The 26958-nt window shown below is 29.8% G+C and carries 18 protein-coding genes and 1 tRNA gene; 13 read left to right on the forward strand and 6 right to left on the reverse strand.

Annotation, left to right across the window (positions count from 1 at the left end; translation table 11 throughout):
• The first annotated feature begins 35 nt into the window (after positions 1–35).
• The 4 genes from BX611_RS10885 to BX611_RS10900 all read left to right on the forward strand — a co-directional run bounded on the left by BX611_RS10885 (position 36) and on the right by BX611_RS10900 (position 5763).
• Positions 36–1529 carry a peptide MFS transporter gene (locus BX611_RS10885; protein WP_115881120.1) on the forward strand — a complete coding sequence of 498 codons (1494 nt, stop codon included), beginning with the start codon at positions 36–38 and terminating at the stop codon, positions 1527–1529.
• A gap of 87 nt (positions 1530–1616) precedes the next feature.
• Positions 1617–3098 carry an MFS transporter gene (locus BX611_RS10890; RefSeq protein WP_115881122.1) on the forward strand — a complete coding sequence of 494 codons (1482 nt, stop codon included), beginning with the start codon at positions 1617–1619 and terminating at the stop codon, positions 3096–3098.
• 18 nt (positions 3099–3116) lie between these two features.
• Positions 3117–5147 (forward strand): peptide MFS transporter, encoded by a 2031-nt coding sequence (locus BX611_RS10895; protein WP_115881124.1) that lies wholly within the window; start codon positions 3117–3119, stop codon positions 5145–5147.
• 76 nt (positions 5148–5223) lie between these two features.
• Positions 5224–5763, forward strand: a complete 540-nt coding sequence (locus BX611_RS10900; protein WP_115881126.1) for a thioredoxin family protein — start codon at positions 5224–5226, stop codon at positions 5761–5763.
• A 5-nt stretch (positions 5764–5768) separates the two neighbouring features.
• Here the strand turns inward: BX611_RS10900 and BX611_RS10905 are convergent, their stop codons facing one another.
• The gene (locus tag BX611_RS10905; protein ID WP_115881128.1) at positions 5769–7811 is read right to left on the reverse strand and encodes a ComEC/Rec2 family competence protein; all 2043 of its coding nucleotides are present in this window, start codon (positions 7809–7811) and stop codon (positions 5769–5771) included.
• 151 nt (positions 7812–7962) lie between these two features.
• Between BX611_RS10905 and BX611_RS10910 the strand changes: the two genes are divergently transcribed.
• Complete coding sequence (locus BX611_RS10910; RefSeq protein ID WP_115881130.1) at positions 7963–8850, forward strand: hypothetical protein; 888 nt, start codon at positions 7963–7965, stop codon at positions 8848–8850.
• Between the two features lie 46 nt (positions 8851–8896).
• Here the strand turns inward: BX611_RS10910 and lpxB are convergent, their stop codons facing one another.
• Genes lpxB through surE form a run of 3 tightly spaced genes read right to left on the reverse strand, consistent with a single transcriptional unit; the run spans position 8897 to position 11084 of the window.
• A complete protein-coding gene (lpxB, locus tag BX611_RS10915; RefSeq protein ID WP_115881132.1) occupies positions 8897–10015 on the reverse strand; it encodes a lipid-A-disaccharide synthase in 1119 nt (372 codons plus the stop codon).
• 7 nt (positions 10016–10022) lie between these two features.
• Positions 10023–10307, reverse strand: a complete 285-nt coding sequence (locus BX611_RS10920; protein ID WP_115881134.1) for a hypothetical protein — start codon at positions 10305–10307, stop codon at positions 10023–10025.
• Positions 10308–10319: 12 nt separating this feature from the next.
• Positions 10320–11084: a 5'/3'-nucleotidase SurE gene (surE, locus tag BX611_RS10925; protein WP_115881136.1), complete on the reverse strand. Its 765-nt coding sequence runs from the start codon at positions 11082–11084 to the stop codon at positions 10320–10322.
• A gap of 240 nt (positions 11085–11324) precedes the next feature.
• On the opposite strand from surE, the gene BX611_RS10930 reads away from it, so the two are divergent.
• From BX611_RS10930 to BX611_RS10955, 6 genes are all read left to right on the forward strand, one after another.
• Positions 11325–13433 (forward strand): carboxy terminal-processing peptidase, encoded by a 2109-nt coding sequence (locus BX611_RS10930; protein WP_115881138.1) that lies wholly within the window; start codon positions 11325–11327, stop codon positions 13431–13433.
• A 41-nt stretch (positions 13434–13474) separates the two neighbouring features.
• Positions 13475–14569: an ABC transporter permease gene (locus tag BX611_RS10935; RefSeq protein WP_115881140.1), complete on the forward strand. Its 1095-nt coding sequence runs from the start codon at positions 13475–13477 to the stop codon at positions 14567–14569.
• A gap of 237 nt (positions 14570–14806) precedes the next feature.
• Positions 14807–16906, forward strand: a complete 2100-nt coding sequence (locus tag BX611_RS10940) for a hypothetical protein (protein WP_147296416.1) — start codon at positions 14807–14809, stop codon at positions 16904–16906.
• 11 nt (positions 16907–16917) lie between these two features.
• Positions 16918–20901, forward strand: coding sequence for an FISUMP domain-containing protein (locus tag BX611_RS10945; protein WP_115881145.1), 3984 nt, complete (start codon positions 16918–16920; stop codon positions 20899–20901).
• 114 nt (positions 20902–21015) lie between these two features.
• Positions 21016–21465: an acyl-CoA thioesterase gene (locus BX611_RS10950; RefSeq protein ID WP_115881147.1), complete on the forward strand. Its 450-nt coding sequence runs from the start codon at positions 21016–21018 to the stop codon at positions 21463–21465.
• The gene (locus BX611_RS10955) at positions 21455–22252 is read left to right on the forward strand and encodes a DNA/RNA non-specific endonuclease (protein WP_115881149.1); all 798 of its coding nucleotides are present in this window, start codon (positions 21455–21457) and stop codon (positions 22250–22252) included. Before BX611_RS10950 ends, BX611_RS10955 begins: the two co-directional genes overlap by 11 nt.
• 192 nt (positions 22253–22444) lie before the next feature.
• On the opposite strand, the gene BX611_RS10960 is transcribed toward BX611_RS10955, so the two are convergent.
• Positions 22445–24097 (reverse strand): sodium/sugar symporter, encoded by a 1653-nt coding sequence (locus BX611_RS10960; RefSeq protein ID WP_115881151.1) that lies wholly within the window; start codon positions 24095–24097, stop codon positions 22445–22447.
• Between the two features lie 459 nt (positions 24098–24556).
• Here BX611_RS10960 and BX611_RS10965 point away from each other — a divergent pair, with 459 nt between their 5' ends.
• Positions 24557–25171, forward strand: coding sequence for a hypothetical protein (locus BX611_RS10965; protein WP_115881153.1), 615 nt, complete (start codon positions 24557–24559; stop codon positions 25169–25171).
• A 182-nt stretch (positions 25172–25353) separates the two neighbouring features.
• Here BX611_RS10965 and BX611_RS10970 read toward each other — a convergent pair.
• Positions 25354–25435, reverse strand: a tRNA-Leu gene (locus BX611_RS10970).
• Positions 25436–25559: 124 nt separating this feature from the next.
• On the opposite strand from BX611_RS10970, the gene BX611_RS10975 reads away from it, so the two are divergent.
• The gene (locus BX611_RS10975) at positions 25560–26948 is read left to right on the forward strand and encodes a dipeptidase (protein ID WP_115881155.1); all 1389 of its coding nucleotides are present in this window, start codon (positions 25560–25562) and stop codon (positions 26946–26948) included.
• The last annotated feature ends 10 nt before the right edge of the window (positions 26949–26958 follow it).

The following is a 26958-nucleotide window of genomic DNA, read 5'->3' on the forward strand; positions in this document are numbered from 1 at the left end:
ATAAACAAAAAAATATAATTTAAATAAAATAAAACATGACTGACAAAACTATAAAAAAAGGACATCCTAAGGCGTTATATACGCTATTTGCTACTGAAATGTGGGAACGATTTAGTTACTATGGAATGCGTGCGTTACTTACTTTATATCTTACTGCTGAATTAGCGAATGGAGGTTTTGGATTAAACAGAGAAGAATCCTTAGCCATTTATGCAATTTTCACCGGTTTAGTTTATCTGACTCCTATTCTTGGTGGTTGGGTTGCCGATAATTTTTTAGGCAAACGAAAAACGGTTTATATTGGTGGATTGGTTATGGCGGTAGGGCAGTTTTTACTTGCTTCTAGTGCATTTATGGCACATTCTTTAGATCCAGTAACTCGTTTATTTGTTTTTAATTTAGGTTTAGGTGTACTTATTATTGGAAATGGCTTTTTTAAACCTAATATTTCAACTATTGTAGGAGATTTTTATGATGATAACGATCCAAGAAAAGATTCAGCATTTAATATTTTCTACATGGGTATTAACCTTGGTGCTATTTTAGGTCCATTTATTGCTGGTGCATTAGGAGAAAACGTATCTTGGGGATGGGGTTATTTTGCTGCTGGAGTTGGTATGATAGTAGGTGTTCTTTGGATGAAATCTAGAGAAAGTTCATTAGAACAAAAAGGACTTCCACCAAATTCACCTGACAATAAATTTGTTTTAGACAGTAAAGATTGGCGTGATATTTTTGTATATGCAATTGGATTAATTGTTGCTACTTTTATAGTTGTATTTCTTTGGAGAATGCTACCAGATAATGTAACTAGTATAATTACTTATATTGGTTTTGCAGTTGGAATTATTGGCTTAGGTTATGTCATTTTTAAAGGAACTAATGGTTCTGCTGAATGGAGCCGTATGATTGTAATTTTGGTACTTGCATTTTTTAATATTGCTTTTTGGGCCGGCTTTGAACAAGCAGGAGGAACTATGAATTTATTTGCAAAAGAAAACACTGACAGGCTTCTTTTTGGCTGGGATGTACCTGCAACCTGGTTCCAAAATATAAATCCTATTGCTATTTTAATTTTCGCTCCAATATTTTCAGTAATGTGGTTAAAACTAGATGCAATGAAATTTAACCCAAGAACACCTATTAAATTTGCAATTGGTTTGTTTTTAGGTGCTTTTGCATTTTGGATTATGACACAGGCAAGTAATGCAGCTGATGGTGGAAACTTAGTTTCACCTTGGTGGTTAGTAGTTGTTTATGTTGTATTAACATTAGGAGAATTGATGCTTTCACCAATAGGTCTTTCAATGATAACAAAACTAGCTCCAAAAAAATTAGTTTCAGTTGTCATGGGATTATGGATGGCAAGTTTTGCAGCAGGTAACTATTTAGCAGGGATGTTAGAAAGTATTTTACACAAATATGATTTTGACCTTTATCCATTTATTACAATGTTAATGTTAGGTTCTGGTATTTGTTTAGTTGTTTTATCTCCTTTCTTAAATAAAGCAATGAAAGGAATTCACTAAAATATGAAAACAATCTATTAAAAATAATATTCAAAAAAAGCTCAAGTATTTTCGTACTTGAGCTTTTTTATTCTAAAAACTAAACTAATGAGTACAAAAAATAAATCTTTTTTTGAAGTAATGAAGTCTTATAACAAGAACTTCTGGGTTGCAAGTGCAATGGAATTATTTGAACGTTGGGCTTGGTATGGACTTTTTGCAGTATTAGCCTTATACCTAACTGGATCTACGGATGAAGGTGGTCTGGGTTTTACACATACAGAAAAAGGACAAATAATGGGTATTGTAACAGCAATTTTATACTTACTCCCAATGATTACAGGTGTAATTGCTGATAAAATTGGATACAAACTTTCATTAATAATAGCATACGTATTATTAATTACCGGCTATTATTTTATGGGAGAAGTTTCAAGCTATACATCTGTATTTTTAGTTTTTTTATGGGTTGCTGTTGGAGCCGCAATGTTTAAACCAGTTGCTTCTGCAATTATCACTAAAAACACTGACAAATCAAATTCAACTTTAGGTTTTGGTATTTTTTATATGATGGTAAATATAGGAGGTTTTATTGGTCCAGCATTTTCATCAACATTAAGAACACAATATGGCTGGAAAATTGTTTTTCTTCAAGCTGCAATTGTAATAGGAATTAACTTATTAATTTTAATATTCTTTTATAAAGAAGCCGATAGGGTTAAAAAAGAAGAATCTATTGCTGATGCCATATCAAGTTCCATAAGAAATATTTGGGAAGCTGTAAAAGACAGCCGCCTATCTGTTTTACTTGTAATTATGGTAGGTTTTTGGACTATGTTTAATCAATTATTTTATACACTTCCTACTTTTATTGAAGATTGGGTAAACACAAAAGCATTGCATGATTCAATAGCTCAAGTTTCTCCTTGGTTAGCAAGTTTTATGAGTGGTGGTGGGAATTCTATAAACCCAGAAATGCTTATAAATTTAGATGCTGGTTCAATTATATTATTCCAATTAATTGTTTCATATTTTGTATTAAAAATGCGTCATGTTAGTGCAATGATTACAGGATTTATTATTGCTTCAATTGGTATTGGTATTACATTTTATACAGGAAACGGCCTATATACTATTTTAGGAATTATGATTTTTGCAATTGGTGAAATGATGACAAATCCAACTTTCTCTTCATTTATAGCTTTAATTTCCCCTAAAGGAAAAGAAGCATTATATATGGGTACTTATTTTTTACCTATATTTTTAGGTAATTTTTTAACAACATTTGTTTCTGGTAATTTATACCAAGCTTGGTCAGACAAATTAAGTTTGCTTCAAACAGAAATGGGTAATCGGGGCTTGGAAATGCCTGAAGTAACAAAAGAATTTACTAAAAACGATTATTTTGCTTTAGCCTCTGAAAAATTGGAAATGACACAAACTCAAATGACCCAATTAATTTGGGATACATATAACCCAAATAAAATTTGGTATGTAATTGTTGCAATTGGTGTTGTTACAATTTTAGCTTTAACAATTTATGACAGGGTTGTAATTAGACCTAAGGAAGCTGCTGAAAAAGTGGCTTAATTCAAAATATTTTCATTTATGAACAAATCTTCAAACGAATTTTTCAAAACTCAAGTATTAGGGCATCCAACAGGTCTATTTGTACTATTTTTTACTGAAATGTGGGAACGTTTTTCATTTTATGGAATGCGTGCTTTATTGGTTTTATTTTTAGTAAGTGCATTAGGAATTGGTGGCTGGGATTGGCCTAGAGAAAACGCTTTAGCATTATACGGAACCTATTTGGCATTGCTGTATTTAACACCAATAATTGGAGGTACTTTGGCCGATAAATATTTAGGAAATAGAAATGCAATTATTATTGGAGCATTAATTATGACGCTTGGACACGCAAGTATGGCTGTGGAATCTAATCCGTTTTTCTTGTATTTAGGCTTAGGGTTATTAGTTATTGGAACTGGTTTTTTTAAACCAAATATGACTTCCTTTATTTCAATTCTTTATAAAGATTTTCCTGAGAAAAAAGATGGTGCATACACAATATTTTATATGGGTGTAAATGCTGGAGCTTTTTTAGGAATTATGCTTTGCGGTTACTTAGGTGAAATACTCGGTTGGAGTTGGGGATTCGGATTGGCTGGTATTTTTATGTTGTTGGGTTTATTGCAATTTTTATTTGCGCAAGGTATTTTTGGAGAAGTTGGTAAAAAGCCAAATAAGATAGATAAAACTATTGAAACTGATGATCATACAGAAATTGAAGATAAATTAAATCCGTTTACAATTATTGATAAAATATTAATAATAATTGTTGCAATTGCAGGTTTAACTTGGGTAATAAATGATCCCTTATCAAAAATTGGGGATTTTAACTTATTAAGTTTTGGTGGTTCAGATTTTTCAAATACTACTATCATAATTACGTTAATTCTATTTGTGTTTTTATTAGGTTCAAGGATAATTAGGTATAGTAGCATTACCAGAGATAAAATGATTGCTGTTGTTATATTTGCCTTTTTCATAATATTCTTTTGGGCTTCATTTGAACAAGCCGGTGGTTCTATGAGTATTTTTGCAAAAGACTATACAAATAGAGTGTTATCAGGTAATTCCGCATTAATTTTTAATATTGTTGATATTATTATTACAGTTGTTCCAATAGCAATTATAACTTATGTATTGTTTTTACTGTTTAAACAAACCTATAAAAAATACATTATTTCAAATTTAATTTTAGGATTTAGTTTTGTACTGATTTGGGTTATTGTTGTATGGAAGATATACAATAACTTCAATACTTACTCGTATGAAATCTCTTATAAAACTTATCAAATAACTGAAACTAATACTACTGGAGATAAAGTTGTAAAAGATTTTGCTATTACGGCCGAAACTGTTATTCCTGAAAACGCGCAATTAATAGATAATTTAACAGTGATAAGATCTTCAAATGATTTTGTAAAAAATGATAAAATTTCTATTATTGATTTGGATAAAAAAGGAACAAATTTTAAATATTTATCTGATGAACAAGCCGAATTAATCAGCACAAATATTTCGGCAACAATTATAAGAAAAAAAGAAAATGAAATTCAAATTCCGGCAACGTGGTTTTTAATTTTAAATTCATTATTTATAATTGCATTTGCGCCTTTATTTTCAAAATGGTGGGAAAGTAAATACAATCCAAAACCAGCAAACAAATACGCAATCGGATTGTTTTTCTTGGGTATTGGTTTTGCATTTTTAGCTTACGGAGCATCAGGAATTCCACAAGGGGCAAAAACGGCTTCAGTAAGCATTATTTGGCTAATTCTTGCTTATTTATTTCATACGTTGGGTGAATTATGTGTGTCGCCTGTTGGTTTATCATATGTTAGTAAATTAGTACCTCCACGTATGATTGCCTTTATGTTTGGTGTATGGTATTTAGCCTTGGCAATTGGAAACAAAACATCGGGTAAATTAGGATCAATGATTGATGATATCACTACAAAATATGATATCTCAACCTTCTTTTTAATATTTACATTTGTACCAATTATTATTGGTATTATTGCAATTCTATTAAACCCTGTTTTAAAAAAATTAATGCACGGAGTAAAATAAATTTAAATAAACTTTGTAATTTTGGCAACGTTTTTGCGTCAAAAAAAAAGTACAAACTAAAAATTATAGCATAAAAATGAAGAAATTATTAATAGTAACCATTACCTTATTTAGCATTTCATTATCTGCCCAAAAAATTAATTGGATGAGTTTTGAAGAGGCTGTTGAAGCTCAAAAAGTGACTCCAAAAAAGATATTTGTTGATGCATATACCGTTTGGTGTGGACCTTGTAAAATGCTGGATAAAAATACTTTTCAGAATAAAGATGTAGCAGCATATGTAAATGAAAATTATTATGCTGTAAAATTTAATGCAGAAGGAAACGAAACCATAAATTTTAAGGGTACTACATATACAAATCCAAATTTTGATCCTAATAAATCTGGTAGAAATAGCTCTCATCAATTATCAGGTTATTTTGGTATTAGAGCTTATCCAACTTTATTATTTTTAGATGAAGAAACAAATTTTATTACACCATTACCAGGTTATAAAACACCGAAACAATTAGAGCTCTATTTAAAATTATTTAAAACTGATGCTTATAAGACATTAACTGAGCAAGGTGATTGGGAAAATTATCAAGCTAATTTCACATACGAATTTAAAGAGTAACTAATTTATTCTTTTAATATAAAAGCTCCTTTTTGCACGCTATTGTAAAAAGGAGTTTTATTTTTTATACACGTATTTTCCCAGTTTTTAATATAACTATTGTAATTCGAGCCATCTGAAATTACAAGTTTTGGCTGTTGTAATTTTAACAACCGTTCTAAATTTATTTTTGGAGAATTTTGTAATACAATAATTGAAGGTTTACTGTTTTTAAAATTATAAATACCTAAACTATCAATTAACAAAATAGTTTCATTCTTAAACTTAAATAAATTTTTAGGCTTTTCAGATTTAATCACATTCCTTAAACCCGTTCCTAATAAATAAGCTTGAATACTATATAAATTTTTTATTGAATCCTTTTTTGAATAAACAGTTACATCACTTCCATATTTAGTAGCTAATACGGAAGATTTATTTTCATTAAAAACAATAAACTCATTAGTAGATTGTCTATTTCTCTTTTCAAAAATTATAATTGCTTGAATTGCAATAAAAGCTACCAAAACAAACACTAAACGTAAATAATTTTTCTTTTCAGTCCATTTAAATAAAAATAAAATCAATAAATAAAACCCTATCATTAAAGCAAATGACAACGAAACGTCCTTAATTATAAAATAATGCTGGCTAGCAATCCATTCAACAAAATTGTTCATTAACGTTATTAAATACTTAAATATATCAGCTAAAAACTGGGGTAAAACTCCAATAAGTGAAAATGCAATTACCACAATTCCAAAGATTAAAATAAATCCTAAAAAAGGAATTATTACCAAGTTAGAAATAAAAAATAAACCTGGAAATTGATGAAAATAAAAAATACTTAAAGGTAAAACTCCAATTTGTGCTGCAATTGATACTGTAAAAAGTTGCCATATTTTTCGAAGCAACCAAAAATTTGGAGTATATAAACTATTTATTTTTGGTTGAATCCATACAATTGAAAACACCGCTAAATAACTCAATTGAAAACCAACTTCAAACAAATAAAATGGATTAAATAATACTAAAAAAAACATTGAAATTACCAATGTATTGTAAATATTTGAAGGCTTATTTAAATGTATACCTATTGCAATTGCGGTAAACATAGTAACTGCTCTAACAACTGAAGCCGATAAACCTGCAATAATTGCATAAATCCATAACAAACAAATTATTATAATACTAGCAATAAATTTTCCGTTCTTAAAATTGTGTAAAGGCTTAAATAAAAAGGTAAGTATTAATAAAATAATTCCAACATGTAAACCTGAAACAGCTAAAATATGAATAGCTCCTGCATCTGAATAGTCTTCAATTAAATCAACAGAAATGGTTTGTCTTTGCCCTAATAATAATGCATTTATAACTGCTAATTCATTATTCTTAAATCCATAATTTATTAATGATTTATTTATTTTTTCTCTAAATTTTGCTGCAATACCTTTAATTGAAAATACAGACCGTGGCAGTTTTAATATTTGATTGCTTTTAACATATACCTGATGGTGAATTTGTTGATTTTGTAAATATTTTTTGTAGTTAAAAGTATATGGGTTCAAAGGTTCATTTATTTCAAAAAATGAAGTCTCAACAAGCAATAAATCATCAACTTTCAATGTCTTATTAAGGCTGTCTTTTTTAAAATTAACAAGTATTTTTCCAATACTTTTTTCACCTTCAACCTGAACAACGGAAGCTTCATATTTACTATAAAAAGCATTTGATTTCAAAACTTTTTGAACGGAAAAAGTAATCGTTAAACCTGTTTTAATTTGAAATATTGATGCATTTGAATAATGCTGTTCCTTATTAATTTCATTTTTATAAGTAATTGCAGCAATACCAATAAAAAAAGTGGTTAAAAAAGCTACTAAAACATAAAAAACAGTTGATTTAAATAGCTTATTTGAATAAAGATAAACAGCTATAAAAACAATTGTTAATACAACAGAAATTTGAGCCAAATGAATTGGATCAATAGCATAATAATTACCAACTAAAACACCAACAATTAAAAAGAAAGTAAGTTGAATAGGTACAAACTTTAAAAACTTTATCATAGCACTATAAAACTACAAAAAATAATTAAACCTGATTTTATCTAAATCATTTTTAAAAATTGCAACAATTGTTACATAGCATAATGATTAATGTCATAAACAACAGTAGTTATATAGTCTAATTTTGAAGAGATATTTTAAAATCAAAAAAATGAAAAAATTTATTCTTACCAGTTTAGCAATATTACTTATTACTGCATATTCTTTTGCTCAGGAAATTGCTCCTTATATAAAAGTTACAGAATCTTCTGAAGGCATTGATCAAATTTCTGAAAAAGTAATTGATGCATTAAAAAATGACAATTTTACAATTTTAGGAACTTATAATCCTTCAAACAAAAAAACATTAAAAGTAATTGCATTTACTAGAAACGATTTAAAAAATACGGTTATAAAAATTACAGACAGAGGTGCTTTAGCTGCAACTTTTAAAGTTGGCTTCATTGAAGAAAACGGAAAAACAACAGTTTCGTACACAAATCCAGATTATATTTTAAGAGCTTATTTAGGAGCTAATTACAATACTTTTGTAAGCACTTTCAAAAAATTTAGTACCGATTTAAAAACTAGTTTAACGTCAATTGGAAATGATTTTAAACCTTTTGGCGGAACAGTTGCTGCAAATAAATTAGGAAAATATCATTATAAAATAATGATGCCTTATTTTACAGATCCTATTACTTTAAAAGAATTTTCATCATTTGAAGAAGGTTTAAAAACAATTACGGCAAATTTAAATGCTAAAAAAGGAAAAACAACTCAAGTTTATAAACTGGTTTATGAAAATGAAAAAGTAGCAGTTTTTGGAGTTGGATTGCAAAGTAATGAAGATGGAGAAGCATATTTTTTACCTAAAATTGGAGAAACTCATGTTGCTGCTTTACCTTACGAAATTATTTTACAAGGAAACAAAGCAACTATGTTGCACGGAAAATATAGAATTGCATTGCATTGGCCTGAATTAACAATGGGTACATTTATGAAAATTATGAGTACACCAGGTGATATTGAAGATACACTTGAAGGGCTTTGCAACTAAACAATAACAATTAATTTCAATTATTTCTAAAAAAACTCTGAAGCATTTAATCGTTTCGGAGTTTTTTTAATATTAAATCTGCTGTTTTTTCAGAAGCACCTTTACCTCCTGACTTTTTTTCTAATTCAAAATAATTTAAATACATTTTTGAACGAATTTCATCATTCAGTATGTTTTTCAGTTCCTTTTCTAAAGTAATTTCGTTAAAATCGTTTTGAATTAGTTCTTTTACAACCTCTTTATCCATTATTAAATTCACCAATGAAATATACTTTAAATCAACCAACCTTTTACCTATTTGATAAGACAACCAGCTTGTTTTATAACATACTATTTCAGGTACTTTAAACAGTGCAGTTTCTAAAGTTGCCGTACCTGAAGTTACAATTGCAGCATAGGAAACAGAAAGTAAATCGTACGTTTTATTACTTATAAACTTTACATTATCCTTAACAATAAATTTCTTGTAAAATTCGTAATCCTGACTAGGAGCACCTGCAATTACAAATTGATAATCTTCAAATTTATCAGCCATTTTTAACATTACTGACAACATTTTTTTTATTTCTTGCTTTCTGCTTCCAGGTAATAATGCAATAATTGGTTTTGAAGATAATTGGTATTTTTTTCTGAATTCATTTTCATCAATTTGGCTTCTATTAGCAATTGCATCTAACAATGGATGCCCTACAAAATTAACCGGAAAATTATGTTTTTGTTCATAAAATTCTTTTTCGAAAGGCAAAATAACGTACATTTCATCAACGTCACGTTTAATTTTATGAATGCGATTTTCCTTCCAAGCCCAAATTTGAGGCGAAATATAATAATGAATTTTAATTCCTTCTTTTTTTGCAAATTCAGCAATTCGCATATTAAACCCAGGATAATCTATTAGAATTAAAACATCTGGTTTAAACTGTAAAATGTCATTTTTACAATATTTAATATTATTTAAAATAGTTCTAATATTCATTAAAACCTCTGCAAATCCCATAAAGGCTAAATCACGGTAATGTTTTACTAAAGCACCTCCTACTTTTGCCATTAAATCACCTCCCCAAAATCTAATTTCAGCATCTGCATCTTTCTTATACAATGCTTTCATTAAATTAGATCCGTGTAAATCACCAGATGCTTCTCCTGAAATAATATAATACTTCATTTTAAAATTACTTGGAAAATAAGGTTAATAATAACACTAAAAAGGCAATAAAAAAAGTTTCAAACAAAACACCTCTTGCTCTATAAATTTGTTTCTTTTTTAGAAATACAAAAAACACAAAAAAGTTTGCAATTGCACCTAAAACCAGCACTTTACCTTCTAAACCCCCTTCTTTAATTAAATCTAAACTTGTGTAAAAGTCATATTTAGAAAAAAATTCAATAAAAATAAAAGAACCAAAAGCAGTTGCTAATAAAGCTACTAAAAAACCAATTAATATTTCTTTTTTCATTTGAAAATTGAGCTATAAATTCCAGCTATTTAATTTTTGAATAAAATGATGTGCCGTTAAATCAAATTGAACTGGCACAACTGATATGTAATTATTTGCCAACGCCCATTCATCAGTATCTTCACCTTTATCCATATTAACAAACTTACCTGTTAACCAATAATAAACTCTTCCTTGTGGATTTATACGCTTGTCAAATTCTTCTACCCAATTTGCGCGCGCTTGCCTACACACTTTAATGCCTTTAAAGGTTTCATTTTTTGGAAAATTGACATTTAATACAACTCCATCGGGCAAGCCGTTTTCCAATACATTTTGCGCTACTTGTTTTATAAAAGGTTTTAATGGATTAAAATTAGCATTCCAAGAATAATCTAACAACGAAAATCCAATTGCTGGAATTCCTTCCACACCAGCTTCAACCGCGGCACTCATTGTACCAGAATATATTACATTTATGGATGAATTTGAACCGTGGTTAATTCCTGACACACATAAATCTGGTTTTCTATCTAAAATTTCACTTACTGCCAACTTAACGCAATCAGCTGGAGTTCCAGAAGATTTATATTCTTTTTGTGGCCCTTCATCCACATTTATTTCATTACAATACAATGTTTCATTAATAGTAACTGCGTGTCCCATACCACTTTGGGGGCCATCTGGTGCAACTACAACAACATCACCAATTTCATTCATAACAGCTATTAAGGTTCTAATTCCTGGAGCAGTTATACCATCATCATTGGTTACTAAAATTAAAGGTCTTTTTTTCATCTTTCTAAATTAAATAACAAAACTACTATATTTTATTTGGTTTAAATAACTTAAACTTTAACATTTTGTAAAGTCATTAAATTCGTGAAAATCATTATAATTGTGCATTACTTGTTTGATTTTTAAAACTAAAAATGGAATAACACATAAAAAAAAGTTAAATTAGTTGCCAAGCTATAACAATGGCATTGTTTTAGTAGTTATCATAAAGTAAAAATTTAATACTATTAGTTCACGAAAATGATAAGAAAACTCAGAATTTTATTACCTATACTTATAGCTGTAAGTATTTTTACCAGTTTTAAAAAAGTTGAAAAAACGGATCCAAAAGATAAAGTTTTAATCACTATTTTAAATTACGTTTTAACACAATGGCATTATCATCCGCATGAGATAAATGATTCCTTTTCAGAAAATGTTTACACTAAGTTTCTTGAAAGATTAGATCCTTCTAAAAGATATTTTATTCAAGCAGATATTGATGAGTTTTCAAAATATAAGTTTGACATTGACGACCAAATTAAAAAAGAAAATTTGAGCTTTTTTAATTTAGTATATGAACGTTTTAAACAACGTACCGAAGAATCTAAAACATACTATAAAGATATATTAGCAAATAAATTCGACTTTAATACCGATGAATATTTAGATGTTGATTACGATAAAAAAGCGTATTCCAAAAATCAAAATGAAATAATTGTTAATTGGAACAAGCAATTAAAATTCAGCACATTATCCAGACTATACGACAAAGAAAACGATGAAAATGATAAGTTTAAGGAAGATAATACCTACAAGAAAAAATCATTTAATGAATTAGAAATTGAAGCCAGAGAAACTACACTAACTAATATGGATGAATACTATATGAGGTTAGATGAATTAACTGAATCAGACTGGTTTTCTACATATATAAATTGTATTTCAGAAGAGTTTGATCCGCATACAACTTATTTTGATCCAGTTGCAAAAAAAGGATTTGACCAAGATATTTCAGGAAAACTAGAAGGTATTGGGGCAAGACTTCAAAAGAAAAACGATTACACAAAAGTAAGTGAATTAGTGTCGGGAGGGCCAGCTTGGAAACAAGGAGAGTTAGAAGCCGAAGATATTATTTTAAAAGTTGGACAAGGAGATGAAGAACCTTTGGATATTGTTGGAATGCGTTTAACAGATGCAATACAATATATTAAAGGTAAAAAAGGAACTGAAGTTAGGTTAACGGTTAAAAAAGTAGATGGTTCTATAAAAGTAATTTCTATTATTAGAGATATTGTTGAATTAGATGAAACTTTTGTAAAATCGAGCGTTGTAAAAAAAGATGGTAAAATATTTGGAGTAATTGATTTACCAAAATTTTATATAGACTTTGATGAAGAAAATTATCGCAACTCCACCAAAGATATGGCGCAAGAAATTGAACGCCTAAAAAAGGAAAATATTGAGGGTTTAATAATTGATTTAAGAAATAATGGAGGAGGTTCCTTAACAACTGCTGTAGATATATCTGGATTATTTATAAATAAAGGTCCAATAGTACAAGTAAAATATAGAGATAAAGCTGCTGATGTAAAAGCCGATAAAGATCCCAAAATTCAATGGGATGGTCCTTTAGTTATTTTAGTAAATGAGTTTTCAGCTTCGGCTTCAGAAATATTTGCAGCCGCAATGCAAGACTATAAAAGAGCTGTAATTATTGGAGGTAAACAAACTTATGGAAAAGGAACAGTACAAAGTGTATTGGATTTAAATAGGTACCATAATTTAAATGAAGATATTGGAGCACTAAAAATGACGATTCAGAAATTTTATAGAATAAATGGTGGTTCAACACAATTAGAAGGTGTACATTCTGATATTATGCTACCTAGCAGATATAGTTATATGGAAATTGGAGAGCGCGATTTAGAAAACCCATTAAAATATGATAAAGTACCTGCTGCAACTTACTCACTTTGGAATAATTACGAAAATTTTAATGAAGTAATTAACAACAGTAAAAAGCGAATTGCAACTAATAAATACTTTAAATTAATTGATGAAAATGCCAAATGGCTGAAAAAAGCCCAAGATGATTCTGTAATTTATTTAAATTATGAGGCTTATAAAAAAGATTTAGAATTTCATAAAAATGAATCTGCTAAATTTAACGACATTAAAAATTATACAACCAATTTAACATTTACTTCTCCAAATTATGAATTGTCTATACTTGAAGCTGATAAAGATTTAGAGGTAAAACGAGAAACTTGGCATACAAATTTGAAAAAAGATATTTATGTTGCTGAAGCTTTAAATGTATTGGAAAATTTAAAAATGAAACCTCAATACCATTTAGTTAAAAATTAATTTTTAAAAGTTGTAACTTTACAATTATAAAGCTATAACTATTGAAAACAACAAATAATTCCTTAACAACACTAGCACTCCAGAAGTTTAAAAAAAATACTACTGGAGTGCTTAGTTTTTGGTTTATAGTTTTATGCGGATTTATTGCTGTTTTTGCCTATTTATTAGCTCCAGACAATAGTAGTAACGCCAATCAAATGCATTTAGAAATTCATTCTAAAAAACCGGGATTTGAAGTTTTAATGCTAACAATTCCTACTATAAAAGAAGAAAATCAGTCTTTCATTAATAAGTTACTCTATGGAAAAAAGCAACAATTTACCGAAATTCCAATCTCTAAATACAACCTAGAATCTAATTCATTAACAGTAAATACTTTTACAGAAAATAATATAGAAAGTAGTACCAAAACCTATCCTATTTCAGTATTTCAAAATAAAGATATTTCCGAATTTATAAAAACCAAAAAATTCTATTTAGGAACTGATAAATATGGAAGAGATTTATTAAGCAGAATGCTTATTGGTACACGTATTTCATTTTTTATTGGTTTTATAGCTGTATTTATTTCATTGGTAATTGGAATTTCCATTGGTGCAATAGCCGGTTATTTTGGTGGTAAAGCTGATGCATTTATAATGTGGCTTATAAATATTACTTGGTCTATTCCTACACTATTATTGGTAATTGCAATTACATTAGCATTAGGAAAAGGTTTTTGGCAGGTGTTTATTGCTGTTGGTTTAACTATGTGGGTTGAAGTAGCTCGCGTAGTACGCGGACAAATTTTAAGTGCTAAAGAAATGCAATATGTTGAAGCTGCTAAGGCTTTAGGATTTTCAACTTTCAGAATAATTTTTAAACACATTTTACCAAATATTATGGCGCCAGTTATTGTTATTTCTGCAGCAAATTTTGCAGGTGCAATTTTAATTGAAAGCGGATTAAGTTTTTTAGGAATTGGCGCACAACCTCCTACTCCATCTTGGGGTGCTATGATAAAAGATCACTACAGTTATATTATTTTAGGAAAAGCATATTTAGCAATAATTCCAGGCTTAGCCATTATGAGTTTAGTTATGGCATTTATGTTAATTGGAAATGCACTTCGTGATGCGTTGGATGTTAAAAATTAATGCATTTTAAAAAAATGAGTTATGTAACAAATGTTGCATATTAAATTATTTTTTGTATTTTAATTTCATTCAAAAGAATCAAACAATATTTTTTATCCATTTAAAATCAACCAAATAAAATAAAAAACTTATACTTTTTCAATCCAAATAGGGTAACAATTCATTGATTTTTTTGATATACAAATAAGGGCATTATTTTTCTAATAATGCAATTATAAACAAAAATCAAATTAAATTATGAAAAAATTAAGCATCCTTATTTTTTTTGTGTTTACAACCGCTATGTACTCACAAAAGAGGGCAAATGAATTAGACAAAAGTAATTCTAGTCTGGTTGAAGTTTTGGTATCTACGGGTATTTCCTCAGCCACCTCAACATTTAGTGATAATTCTTATGCTGCTGATGGTAGTTTTTTTGAATTATCGTCAACCTATTATTTTTCTAAAATTGGACTAGGAGCTTCCCTTGGAAGTTTTTCAAACCCAACAGAAGGAAACCTATTGAAATTTGCTGAAAAAGTAGCATATCCTATTGAATTTAATTCAGAAAAATGGAAAACCACTTACTACGGTATTGGCCCAAGTTATAAAACAAATATCGGTAGTTTAGAAGCAATTATTTTTGCACAAGTTGGTAGTATGTCGGTAAAACCAATTGACTTAGAAGGAAGTTTTAATTCCGAAAATGCAGATGCTGCAACATCTATTCCAGTTTATAATTATAGCACCAACGAAACTTCTAAAACAGGATTTTATAATGCTGGTATTAGATTGGGTTATAAATTAAATCCAAATTTAGGATTGTACATAACTGCTAATTATTTATCAGCCTTTTCGGATAAAATTATTGCTCGGGATGGCAGCAAACAATTTGCTGACATTAACAAAGATGGCATAATAAACGAAATAGATATTATTAGACAAGATGGTGTGCTGGTAGATTTTCAATACACAGAAAAAAATATACAACCTCAAGTATTTAATTATGGCTTCGGAGTAAGTTATAGTTTTGGAAAAAGAACTATTAAAATTGGAGGAACTGAAAAACCTTATTCAAAAGGAAATTCAGATATTAATACTAAAAAACCAATGAATACAGGTTCTATTGTTTTTACAAATCCTTCAAAAGAAAATAAAAAAAGACAACAAAAATTAATAGGTATTTTACCAAAAAATAACAGCACTTTTAAAAACGCTCGTGAAATCAAAAATTTTACTTGGGAAATAATTGGTACTAAAATTCCGAATCCTCAATTTATTATTGAAGTAACAAAAATTACAAATAACCAACAATCACAACGCACTTTTATTGAAAAAACTTCAAGCACTTCATTAAGCGCAACAAGAATTTTTAAAGAAAATAAACTAAGTGATGGGCAATACAGGTGGAAAGTAACAGAAACAACTACTGGAAACTCATCAGCAAATATGTATTTTACTTTTAGTAACTGCGAAATAGATTTTACAATTTCAAATGAAGAAATTGAATGCTTAGGCTATGAACAGGAAAACAGAAAATATAAAATTTGTTTTGATTCAACATATTCAAGTACTTCAGGAGATTTAACCTTTGCCAATCCAGGTTCAGGCTTGTCAGTTTTCGATCAAACGTATGCACCAATATCTTATACATTGGTGAGTCCAAACCCAACAATTTTAACTCAAATTGGAGCTTCTACCACTACTGTAAGCTATTGTTTTGAAGTAACAGTTTCAGCCAGTGTAACCCAAATTGGTTTTGGTTTACAGGGAGATGATTTAGATCCAAGTCCGGTTTTATGCCAACCAGGGGTTAGTGCCAATTTTGATGAATTACCAGACTGTATTTGTAATGAATGTGAAGAAATAGAACTCTCTTTCAATAATTTTAATATTTCGTTAAACGGAACAAGTGGCAATCAATTTAATTTTGATGGAGATATTAATGTAAACGTTCCTATTTACGGAATTGAATTCCAAATTCAATCTTACAGTTATTCAGCTAGCCCTAATGCTTGTTCTGAAGGCGTTAGCAGTGTTGAAGAATCGGGTATGCTATTAATGCCAGGAACTACCATTAATGGTTCAACTTCTTTACAGTTATTTAATGAAACTGCTTCTGGCAGTCCAAGTTCAAATAACAATGCAACAAAAAGCATAAAATATACCAGTAATTCAGCTTTAACTGGAGCAATTCCAGTAAATCTCACAGTTGGCTTACCAGGACCAATTTCTGGTCTTGATCCAAGTTGCTGTACTATTAATTACAGCGTTTGTATTAAAGTAAAAGTATTTTATGAAGAAAGCAATTGTAAATCGTGTGTATTTACACACTGTTTCAACTTTAATAACCAATAAAAATTACTATCATGAAAAATATAATATATACATTCAGAACATATATGTTGCTAGTAGTTTTATTCGCAACAACAATAAGCTATTCACAAATAGTATTAAATACTTCACCAAACATAAATACATGTAATTTAAGTGGAGATAATGTAACAGTTTCTGTTCCAACAGAAATATTAACAGGAGATAATATTGCTTTAAATATTACCTTACCAGGTAGTTATGATGCCGGTTGTACAAAAACAGTTAGCATTACTAAATCATCAAATTTAGTTTTTCAAAGTTCAGGAGCTATTCCATTTACTGATATGGGAGGTGGAATTTATCAAAATGATGCTTCACCTACTTTAAACGGAAACGATGGACAAAATTTTAATGTCTTTTTTAAATTCCCTAATTATACAACTTGTAACGGGACAGTAGGTACTTTTGATGTTACAGTAACTTTAGATTGCGCAGGTGTTATAACAACTTGCACAACTTCAGTAAATGTAATTGCAAGAGCTGCAAATTATTGGTCTTTAACTAAAGAATTTGTAACTGGAGATTTAACTTGTGGAATTTCAAAATGGAGAATTAAATTAAATCATAACAATCCTAATGGGGCTGGACTTGGAAATTATAGAATTGTTGGAACCATTAGCGAAAGTGCATTAGTTACAGTGCCTATTGTTGGAACTGCTTCTTATTCTGTATCAAATAACGGTGCATCTAATGGAACTTGGTATTATAATGTTTATTTACAAAATTGTGCACCTGATGGAAGTTCAATAACAAATATTGCAGATTACAGTTTTGCTTTAGGCGATGGTACTTGTGGAACAATGGCAGGTTCAGTTACAGATACTTCGCCCCCATTGGCGAGTCCAAATGCATCTATTTCATTCACTAAATCGGTATCAAATCCAACTTATACAAATTTAACGCCTGGTTGTGATGCTCGTTATTATATTTCAGTATGTAATAATGGAAATGTACCTTGGACTGATTTACAAATTACAGATAATTTAAATATTCCCGGTATTAGCATTACAGGAATGAATCTTGGTGGCTGGACTTCATCACCTACTGTGCCACCTTATCCTGCAACAACTTACACTTTTACCCGACCTGGTTTTATTTTAAACCCAGGAGAATGCACAACAATTTATATTGATTTTATAATAGATGCTGGCGCAACAATTGGAAGCACAATTAGTAATACTGCATATTTAAGTTATACTGCCGCTGGAACAGGTGGAGCTCCTGGAGGACTTCCAGTTGACCCTTGCCCTGGAATTAGTTGCCCAACAATAGATACAACAATTCAAAATACTGAAGATGATGCGGAATTTATTGTAGAAGCACCTAAATCGATTCCTTCAATAAAAAAATGTATTGTTGATCCACCAAATGCACTTGTTCCTCCAATTTACCAAATTGGCGATGTAATTACATATAGCATTATGGCAGGAAATTCAGGTGCTGCAGATTTAAACACAGTAATAAATGACGCATTTGGAATTCCTCAAAATTTACAAATAGTACCCGGATCAAGTGTTTTCGAATATTATCCTAACCAAAATGCTGGTTATAAAAATAGTTGTAATCCACCATTTGGAGCACCAGTTCCTCCACCATTTCCTGTATCGGAAGATGCAACTGATTTACAAAATCCATTTTGGAATATCTCTAATATGCCTGGAATTTGTGAATGGAATAAATCTAATTTTTTAATTATCACTTTTGATGCTGTAATATTACCACAATTATCTGGCACAAAAACAAATACTGCAACTGTTCCTTTCGGACCAAGTAGTTTAAGTAGCTCGGTAAATTACAGTATAGATCAGGTTGGTATTTTAGGGATTTTTAAAGAAGCCGATGCAGAAATTGTTGAAAACGGACAATCATTCAACTATATTATTACAGTTTCTAATAATGGAAGTGTACCTTTAGATAACATTGTAATTACAGATCTTTTACCTGATTGTATTTCAATAAATGGACAAATTTCCATAGAAGATGAGTTTGCAACTCCAATTCCGTTTACAACATCAGGAGGTTTAATCATAAACATTAATTCTTCCACACAAATTATGCCTGGAAATGATTTTACAATCACTATTCCAGTTGTTAAATCTGGAGGAGGAAATTGTTGTAATGAAAGTGTTTCTGTAACTGCAGAAATGACAACTTCAGGAATTGAATTAAATGCAAATTATGGAAGCGAAGAAGCCCCAGCAGCTTGTGTAACGGGAACAGAATGTTGTGATATTGAAGATTTTGAAGCTTCAATTCAAGAACATAACGGTTCTTTTAATGTTACTATAAATGGAGGAAGTGTTCCTTTACAAGAAGTAGAAATATCCATGGTGGATTACCATATCGAATATTCTGAAGAAGCTTGTAAACCAACTGATTTAGGTGTTTTTGGTACTTTAACAACTTCAACTCCAAATCTTAGTAATTTAATTTTAAATGCTGGAGATAATGGGACAAGCAGTTTAGCGTGGTTGTTAGGAAATCCTTCCATTATAAATTCATCAGTTAATTTAGATATTTTATATCCTGATGTTTTAAATTTAGACTGTTGTGATGTAGCTTTCTATTTCTGTTTAAAAGTAAAGGTTAAAGATGTAAACTGTAATGTTTGCGAAAAAATTATTTGTTTTTCATCTGATGATCAGCAAAATAACCCAGAGCCCTGCGAAATTGACATCAAACCATTTGACCAAGGTCAAAAATATTGTATAGGAGATACTATTAATTTAAATTGGTCTGGTACTACACCAACTGGTCAAGTTAATATCTCATTATTTGACAATACAAACGGAGTAGTTTATTCAGTTTTAGCTACTGGAATTCCAAATACTGGTGCATTTACATATACCATTCCACCATCATTACCTTGTGACCCTCCAAGATCGTGGTCATTAATTGTTGAAGATGCTGAAAAATTATGCTTTGATAGAAGTGATCCATTTATTATTGAATGTTGCAATCAACATGGAGATTGTGATTGCGGAGAATGGTTAACAAATAGTGTTTTAATAAAATGGGATACTAAACAAACTCCATATAAACCAAACCAAAAAATAAACTATCAAAACTATCTTGAAAAGCAATTGGATTGTGGTAACGAAATTACTTTAAAACCATTACAAATTTATTCATTTACTGCTCCAAATTATGTGTGTAATCCTGAAAATTGTGATGTTGAATACAAATGGGAGGTTATAGATCCAAATGCAATTATTCAGTCTGGAAGTGGCAAAACTTTTAATTATAGTTTTAACACCTACGGAACTTATAAAATTATTTTCACACCAATTTGCGGTGGAATTCGTTGTGAACCATGTATTATTTATGTAAATATTGAAAAATCAATTCAACATGAACCTGATCCAATCAGTATTCCTTACGAGTTTCCTACTGGAATTATTAAAGACATATACAATCCGAAAACTGGTAAAACTTGGATGAATAAAAACTTAGGAGCAACTAGGGTTGCAACTAGTTCTACAGATGCCTTAGCTTTTGGTGATTTGTACCAATGGGGCCGTTTAACCGATGGACATGAAAAAAGGACCAGTGGAACTACATCCTCACTAAGTAGTACGGATAGTCCTGGAAACGGCAAATTTATTACAACTTCAACATCACAACAAGATTGGCGTAATCCAAAAAACAATATGCTTTGGCAAGGTGTAAATGGAGCTAATAACCCTTGTCCGTCTGGGTATAGGTTACCAACAGAAGCTGAACTTAATGCAGAGCGTATAACTTGGGTTTCTAATGATGTAGCTGGTGCATTTGCTTCACCTTTAAAATGGGTTGCTGCTGGAGCACGCAATAAAAATGGAAGTATTGATACTTCTAGCAAAGGTTACTATTGGACAAGTAATACAAGTGGCAACGATGCAAGATCGTTACGCATCTTTAGTGCTAATGCAAATATGTATGGAGGTATGATACCAAATAGAGGTGCTGGATTTTCAGTACGATGCATAAAAAATTAGCATAAAAACACAAATTATTCTTAAGTTTTTATAATTGTTTTATAAAAAAGAGTCGGGAAATTTCTCGACTCTTTTTATGTTTTACCTTAAATTTGCTTTTTCAAAAAATAATAGATGAATTTTCAGGTTACTTTCAATACAAAATGGTCAGATTTTGACCCAAACAGACACATGAGACATACTGCATATAATGATTATGCTGCAGAAGTAAGAGTACGTTACTTTCAAGAACATGGTTTATCAATTAATGAATTTGCCAAACTAAATATTGGTCCTATTTTATTTAAAGAAGAAACTTCCTTTTACAAAGAAATCCATATCGGCGAAAATATTACTGTAAAAATGGAATTAGAAGGTGTTTCAAAAGGCATAGAACGTTGGCGATTTAACCATCAAATATTCAATAAAGATGGTATCTTATCTGCTGAAATAAAGGTATATGGAGCTTGGATTGATTTAGTAAAAAGAAAACTAACAGTTCCACCAACTAAATTTATTAAAATTTTTGAAGAACTACCAAAAACCGAAAATTTTAATGAAATACCTTTAAAAAGTGAAAAATAGAAAAACTATTTATGTTTTTCTAAGCATTTTTTTTGCAGTCCTATTTTTTATTTGGGATAATTATTCTTTTGAAGAATTGGCAACAAAAAAGGAAAATATTAAATTATCAACAACTAACTTTTTACCAACTTCAACTACCGGTCAAATTGTGCATCACAATTACTATTCATTAAGTTATAATGAGCCCTTTGAACAAGCTGAATGGGTGGCATATAGCTTAACAAGTGATCAAATAGTTTCAACAGATTTTAAAAGACCTTATTTTGAAAAGGATTCAAAAGTAAAAACAAAAAGTGCACACTATAAAAATTATTCAAATTCTGGATATGACAAGGGACATTTATGCCCTGCCGCTGATAGGCAGTTTTCAAAATTAGCACATGATGAAACTTTTTTAACAAGTAATATCTCACCTCAAAATCATCAATTTAATTCAGGTATCTGGAATCGCTTAGAGCAAAAAACACGGTATTGGGCAACTAAATATAAAAGTTTGTATATAGTTACAGGGGGAATTTTATCAACTGATTTAAAAACAATTGGAAGTGAAAAAGTAGGTGTTCCGAACTATTTTTATAAAATTATTTTAGATTACCATGAGCCTGAAATTAAAGCAATTGCTTTTTTAATACCGCACGAAGATTCAAACAAAAATCTTTATAAATTTGTTACTAGTATAGACGAAATTGAAACATTAACAGGTATTGATTTTTTTTCACAATTACCTGATGATTTAGAAAATAAAATAGAAAAATCTAATAGCTACAATAATTGGAGTTTTAGATAAAAAAATAAATTTAATGTAAAACAATAATTTGAACAAACTGAAGGTATTCACATAAGAAAAAGACCTGGAAGAACTAAAACAAAAAATCTTTATTTAAGTTCAATAAGTAATAAGAACTCCAATCACAAATCAAATAAAAAGCCTTCAGATGAAGGCTTTTTATTTGATTTGTGATTGTAATAATTTAAAATTCTAATTCCAAAATGCGGCGTAAAGTGCAACAATAATAAGCATAACCGCAAATGCTCCAATATTAAATAATGGGCTTGTTTTAAATAATTCTTTAGTAATTGGAATTCCTTTTTCATCATCTGCACCTTTATGTTGCATGTAACTTACAAGTGCAATAATTCCGGCAGTTAATAAAACAGTATATCCCATTTGATCCATAAAAGGAACATTAACAAAGGCTGAACTAGTAGACCATCCGTTAGGAGCTACTTTAAAATATAATGCTATCGGAATTGAAGCTAAAGCACCAACAATTGCTGCTTTGTTAGTTGTTTTCTTCCAAAATAAACCTAACATAAATACTGCTAAAATACCAGGACTTACAATTCCTGTATATTCCTGTATAAATTGGAAAGCTTGGTCAATACCTCCTAATAACGGAGCCATAATACTAGCAATTATCAACGCAACTGCTGCAGATATTCTTCCTACATTCACTGTAGATTTATCACTTGCTGTAGGGTTGATATATTGTTTATAAATATCCATTGTAAAAATGGTAGAAGTTGAGTTTAACATAGAAGCTAATGATGAAACTATTGCTGCAGCTAATGCTGCAAATGCAACACCTTTCATTCCTGTTGGTAAAAATTGTAATAACCAAGGATATGCTTTATCTGCTTGTTCTAAAGTTGGTAAATTATTCAAACCTTCAGCGCCTAACCTAGCCATAATTGTAGGATCGTTTACCATAACATAAGCTGCTATTCCAGGAACTACAACAATTATAGGTATGATTAATTTTAAACCTGCTGCTAATAAAATCCCTTTTTGAGCTTCTTTTAAGGATTTTGCGGCCAAAGTTCTTTGAATAATATACTGGTTAAAACCCCAATAATATAAATTCGCAACCCACATACCACCTAATAAAACACCTATTCCAGGCAACATATCGTAATATTTATTGGATTCATCAAAAATCATTGCAAATCGCTCTGGTGTAGCTTCAAACACAGTTTTAACACCTGCTATAACACCTTCTCCATCTGAAACTGTATTTAAAGCTATATAGGTAGTTACTAAACCTCCTAAAACTAAAAATATGACTTGAATTACATCTGTCCAAGCCACTGCTGAAAGCCCTCCATATAATGAATAAGCTGCTGCAAACAATGCCAAACCAATTACACCATACATCATAGGAATACCCATAATAGTTTCTAAAGCTAAACTTCCTAAATACAGTACAGAAGCTAAATTTACAAACACATACAAACCAATCCAAAAGACAGCTAAAATTGTTTTTAAATTGGTTGAAAACCTTTTTTCAACAAACTCTGGAATTGTATATAATCCTTTCTCAATAAAAATTGGTAAAAAATATTTCCCAACAATTATTAAAGTAATGGCTGCCATCCACTCATAAGAAGCAATTGCTAAACCCAAAGCAAAACCAGAACCAGACATTCCAATAAATTGTTCTGCTGAAATATTAGCTGCAATTAAAGAAGCTCCAATTGCCCACCAAGGTAAAGATTTACTTGCTAAAAAATAATCCTCAGCATTTTTCTCATGCCCTTTTTTATCTCTGGACACCCATAAACCTACACCCAAAATTAATACGGCATAAGCTATAAAAATGAAATAATCCCAAAATCCGAAATTAGTTGTCATAATAATATATATATAGTTTAGTTAAATTTCTTAATAAATACACCTTTGTTTTTCTCTTGATCAAAAGTTACATTTAATCTAAAAATTTGCTTAAAGTTTTTCTAAAAGTATCTTGGCTAAAATTGAAAATAACCGTTATTTATACATTAAAAATTTAGCAGTTGCTAACTTACTAATTTTTTAATTATTAACTGTTGGTTTTTCTGTAAATAGTTATAACGAATACTCATTTTTATCAAAAAAAAATAAATTTAGTAGTTAGATGAAATAATTTTTTGTGATTTGTTTGTTTTCTTAAATTTTCTTTAAAATCAAAAAGTAATAAATAACATTTTAAATAGTCTGTTTTAAAAAATTATGGTAGAGCGTTAAAATAAAGTTAATACCTAATTTATTTAATTTAATAGCTTTAATTCTGATTACTTTTATTCTTTAAATTAATTTTACTTAAAATCAATTATGAAATCAATTATAAATTATATTCTATTAACATTTTTATTTACGTTTACTACGGTTTTATTTTCACAGCAAAGAGGAAATAAAGGAAGTTCATTACAGCAAAAAGGTCAAAATTCTCAAATGATGATTCAGGCGATCAACCCTGAGAATATGGCAAAAATAATAATGTATGATACTGATGAAATTATTAAAAAACTACGCATTAAAAACGATGACAAAAAAGCTGTTATTATAAGAGCCATTTCAAAACACAACAATAAAATAAATGAAATAAAAACATTTAATTATGAAACTTTTGATAAGGTAAAATCCTTTTTAAGCAAAAAGAGAAATGAAGCTGCATTAACTCATGATTTTAGTAATATGAAAGAATTTCAGTTACAAGCAAATGAAATGCTAACTCCAATTCGTTCCAAAATAATACTTCAAAAAAACACTTTAAATGCAACTTTTGAAAAAGAACTATCTGAAAAACAATATAAAACATGGCTAAAATACCAACAAACTGAGCTAAAAAAATTGAATCCAAAAGCTCCTGAAAACCAGCAAAGTAAAAATAGTCAAAAATCAAAAGGTAGTGGTCAAAAAAGAGGTATGGGCAGAAGCAGCTACTAAGTTCTTACTAACAATTTTATAATATTACAAAAAAGATTTTCAGTTTCAAAAATCTCTAATTAGGGCGGAGAAACTCCCTTCTAATTCCCTCCGGATAAACTTCTCCTACCTCCACCATAATAATTATAAAACTTATTTAAAATTTTCCATAAAAAAAGCTCTTCAGTTTCGAAGAGCTTTTGTGCGGGCGGAGAGACTCGAACTCTCACACCTTGCGGCACTAGATCCTAAGTCTAGCGTGTCTACCAATTCCACCACGCCCGCTTTATTATTGTGGGTGCAAATATACACAATAGTTTAAAATTGCAAAGCAGTTTTTTTAATAATTTTTAAGTTCATTTTATTCCAAATAAAATTGCTTAAATTTGAATGAACAAATTATAATTTAATGGAAAATATAAAATCATACGTACAACAAAATAAAGACCGATTTATTAATGAACTTATTGAATTACTTAAGATACCTTCTATAAGTGCTGATTCTGCCTATAGTCAAGATGTTTTAAACACTGCTGATGCTATTAAAGAATCGCTATTAAAAGCAGGTTGTGATAAAGTTGAAATATGCGAAACACCAGGATACCCAATTGTTTATGGCGAAAAAATAATTGATACTAATTTGCCAACTGTTTTAGTTTATGGACATTATGATGTACAACCAGCCGACCCAATTAACCTATGGGACTCACCTCCATTTGAACCAGTTATTAAAACTACTGAAAAACATCCTGATGGCGCCATTTTTGCTCGTGGTGCTTGTGACGATAAAGGTCAAATGTATATGCATGTAAAAGCGCTGGAATATATGACCGTCAACGACAAACTACCTTGCAACGTTAAATTTATGATTGAAGGTGAAGAGGAAATTGGCTCTTCAAGTTTAGCTTGGTTTGTAGAACGTAACCAAGAAAAATTAAGTAACGATGTTATTTTAATTTCTGATACTGGAATGATTTCTAACTCACAACCATCAATTACTACCGGATTACGTGGTTTAAGCTATGTTGAAGTTGAAGTAACCGGACCTAACAGAGATTTACATTCAGGTTTATATGGTGGAGCCGTAGCAAACCCAATAAATATTTTAGCAAAAATGATAGCTTCTTTGCACGATGAAAACAACCATATTACAATTCCTGGTTTTTATGACAACGTTGAAGAATTATCTTTAGAAGAACGATCTGAAATGGCAAAAGCACCTTTTTCATTGGAAGCTTATAAAAAAGCTTTAAATATTGAAGATGTTTATGGAGAAAAAGGATATACTACTAACGAAAGAAACTCAATTAGACCAACTTTAGATGTAAACGGTATTTGGGGAGGTTACACAGGTGAAGGCGCAAAAACAGTAATTGCAAGTAAAGCTTATGCTAAAATTTCTATGCGATTAGTTCCTAATCAAGATAATTTAAATATTACTGAACTTTTTACAAAACACTTCGAAAGTATTGCTCCAAAAGCAGTAAAAGTAAAGGTTACACCACATCATGGCGGACAAGGATATGTAACACCAATTGATAATATTGGATATCAGGCAGCAAACAAAGCATATACAGAAAGTTTTGGAGTACCTGCAATTCCACAACGTTCAGGTGGTAGTATTCCTATTGTGGCACTTTTTGAAAAAGAATTAAAAAGTAAAACTATTTTAATGGGATTTGGTTTAGATAGCGATGCTATTCATTCACCAAACGAACATTTCGGAATATTTAACTACCTAAAAGGAATTGAAACCATTCCTTTATTTTATAAATACTTTACCGAAATGAGTAAATAAAAAAAAGGCT

The sequence above is a fragment of the Lutibacter oceani genome (assembly GCF_003384935.1).
In the GTDB taxonomy this organism is placed as follows: Bacteria; Bacteroidota; Bacteroidia; order Flavobacteriales; family Flavobacteriaceae; genus Lutibacter; species Lutibacter oceani.

Bases quoted from the DNA above. Each gene is read 5' to 3' on its own strand.
- BX611_RS10905 (WP_115881128.1), bottom strand. From the start codon at position 7,811: ATGATAAAGTTTTTAAAGTTTGTACCTATTCAACTTACTTTCTTTTTA.
- BX611_RS10885 (WP_115881120.1), top strand. From the start codon at position 36: ATGACTGACAAAACTATAAAAAAAGGACATCCTAAGGCGTTATATACG.
- BX611_RS10950 (WP_115881147.1), top strand. From the start codon at position 21,016: ATGAATTTTCAGGTTACTTTCAATACAAAATGGTCAGATTTTGACCCA.
- BX611_RS10940 (WP_147296416.1), top strand. From the start codon at position 14,807: ATGAAAAAATTAAGCATCCTTATTTTTTTTGTGTTTACAACCGCTATG.
- surE (WP_115881136.1), bottom strand. From the start codon at position 11,084: ATGAAAAAAAGACCTTTAATTTTAGTAACCAATGATGATGGTATAACT.
- BX611_RS10910 (WP_115881130.1), top strand. From the start codon at position 7,963: ATGAAAAAATTTATTCTTACCAGTTTAGCAATATTACTTATTACTGCA.
- BX611_RS10890 (WP_115881122.1), top strand. From the start codon at position 1,617: ATGAGTACAAAAAATAAATCTTTTTTTGAAGTAATGAAGTCTTATAAC.
- BX611_RS10960 (WP_115881151.1), bottom strand. From the start codon at position 24,097: ATGACAACTAATTTCGGATTTTGGGATTATTTCATTTTTATAGCTTAT.
- BX611_RS10895 (WP_115881124.1), top strand. From the start codon at position 3,117: ATGAACAAATCTTCAAACGAATTTTTCAAAACTCAAGTATTAGGGCAT.
- BX611_RS10930 (WP_115881138.1), top strand. From the start codon at position 11,325: ATGATAAGAAAACTCAGAATTTTATTACCTATACTTATAGCTGTAAGT.
- BX611_RS10975 (WP_115881155.1), top strand. From the start codon at position 25,560: ATGGAAAATATAAAATCATACGTACAACAAAATAAAGACCGATTTATT.
- BX611_RS10900 (WP_115881126.1), top strand. From the start codon at position 5,224: ATGAAGAAATTATTAATAGTAACCATTACCTTATTTAGCATTTCATTA.
- BX611_RS10945 (WP_115881145.1), top strand. From the start codon at position 16,918: ATGAAAAATATAATATATACATTCAGAACATATATGTTGCTAGTAGTT.
- lpxB (WP_115881132.1), bottom strand. From the start codon at position 10,015: ATGAAGTATTATATTATTTCAGGAGAAGCATCTGGTGATTTACACGGA.
- BX611_RS10920 (WP_115881134.1), bottom strand. From the start codon at position 10,307: ATGAAAAAAGAAATATTAATTGGTTTTTTAGTAGCTTTATTAGCAACT.
- BX611_RS10965 (WP_115881153.1), top strand. From the start codon at position 24,557: ATGAAATCAATTATAAATTATATTCTATTAACATTTTTATTTACGTTT.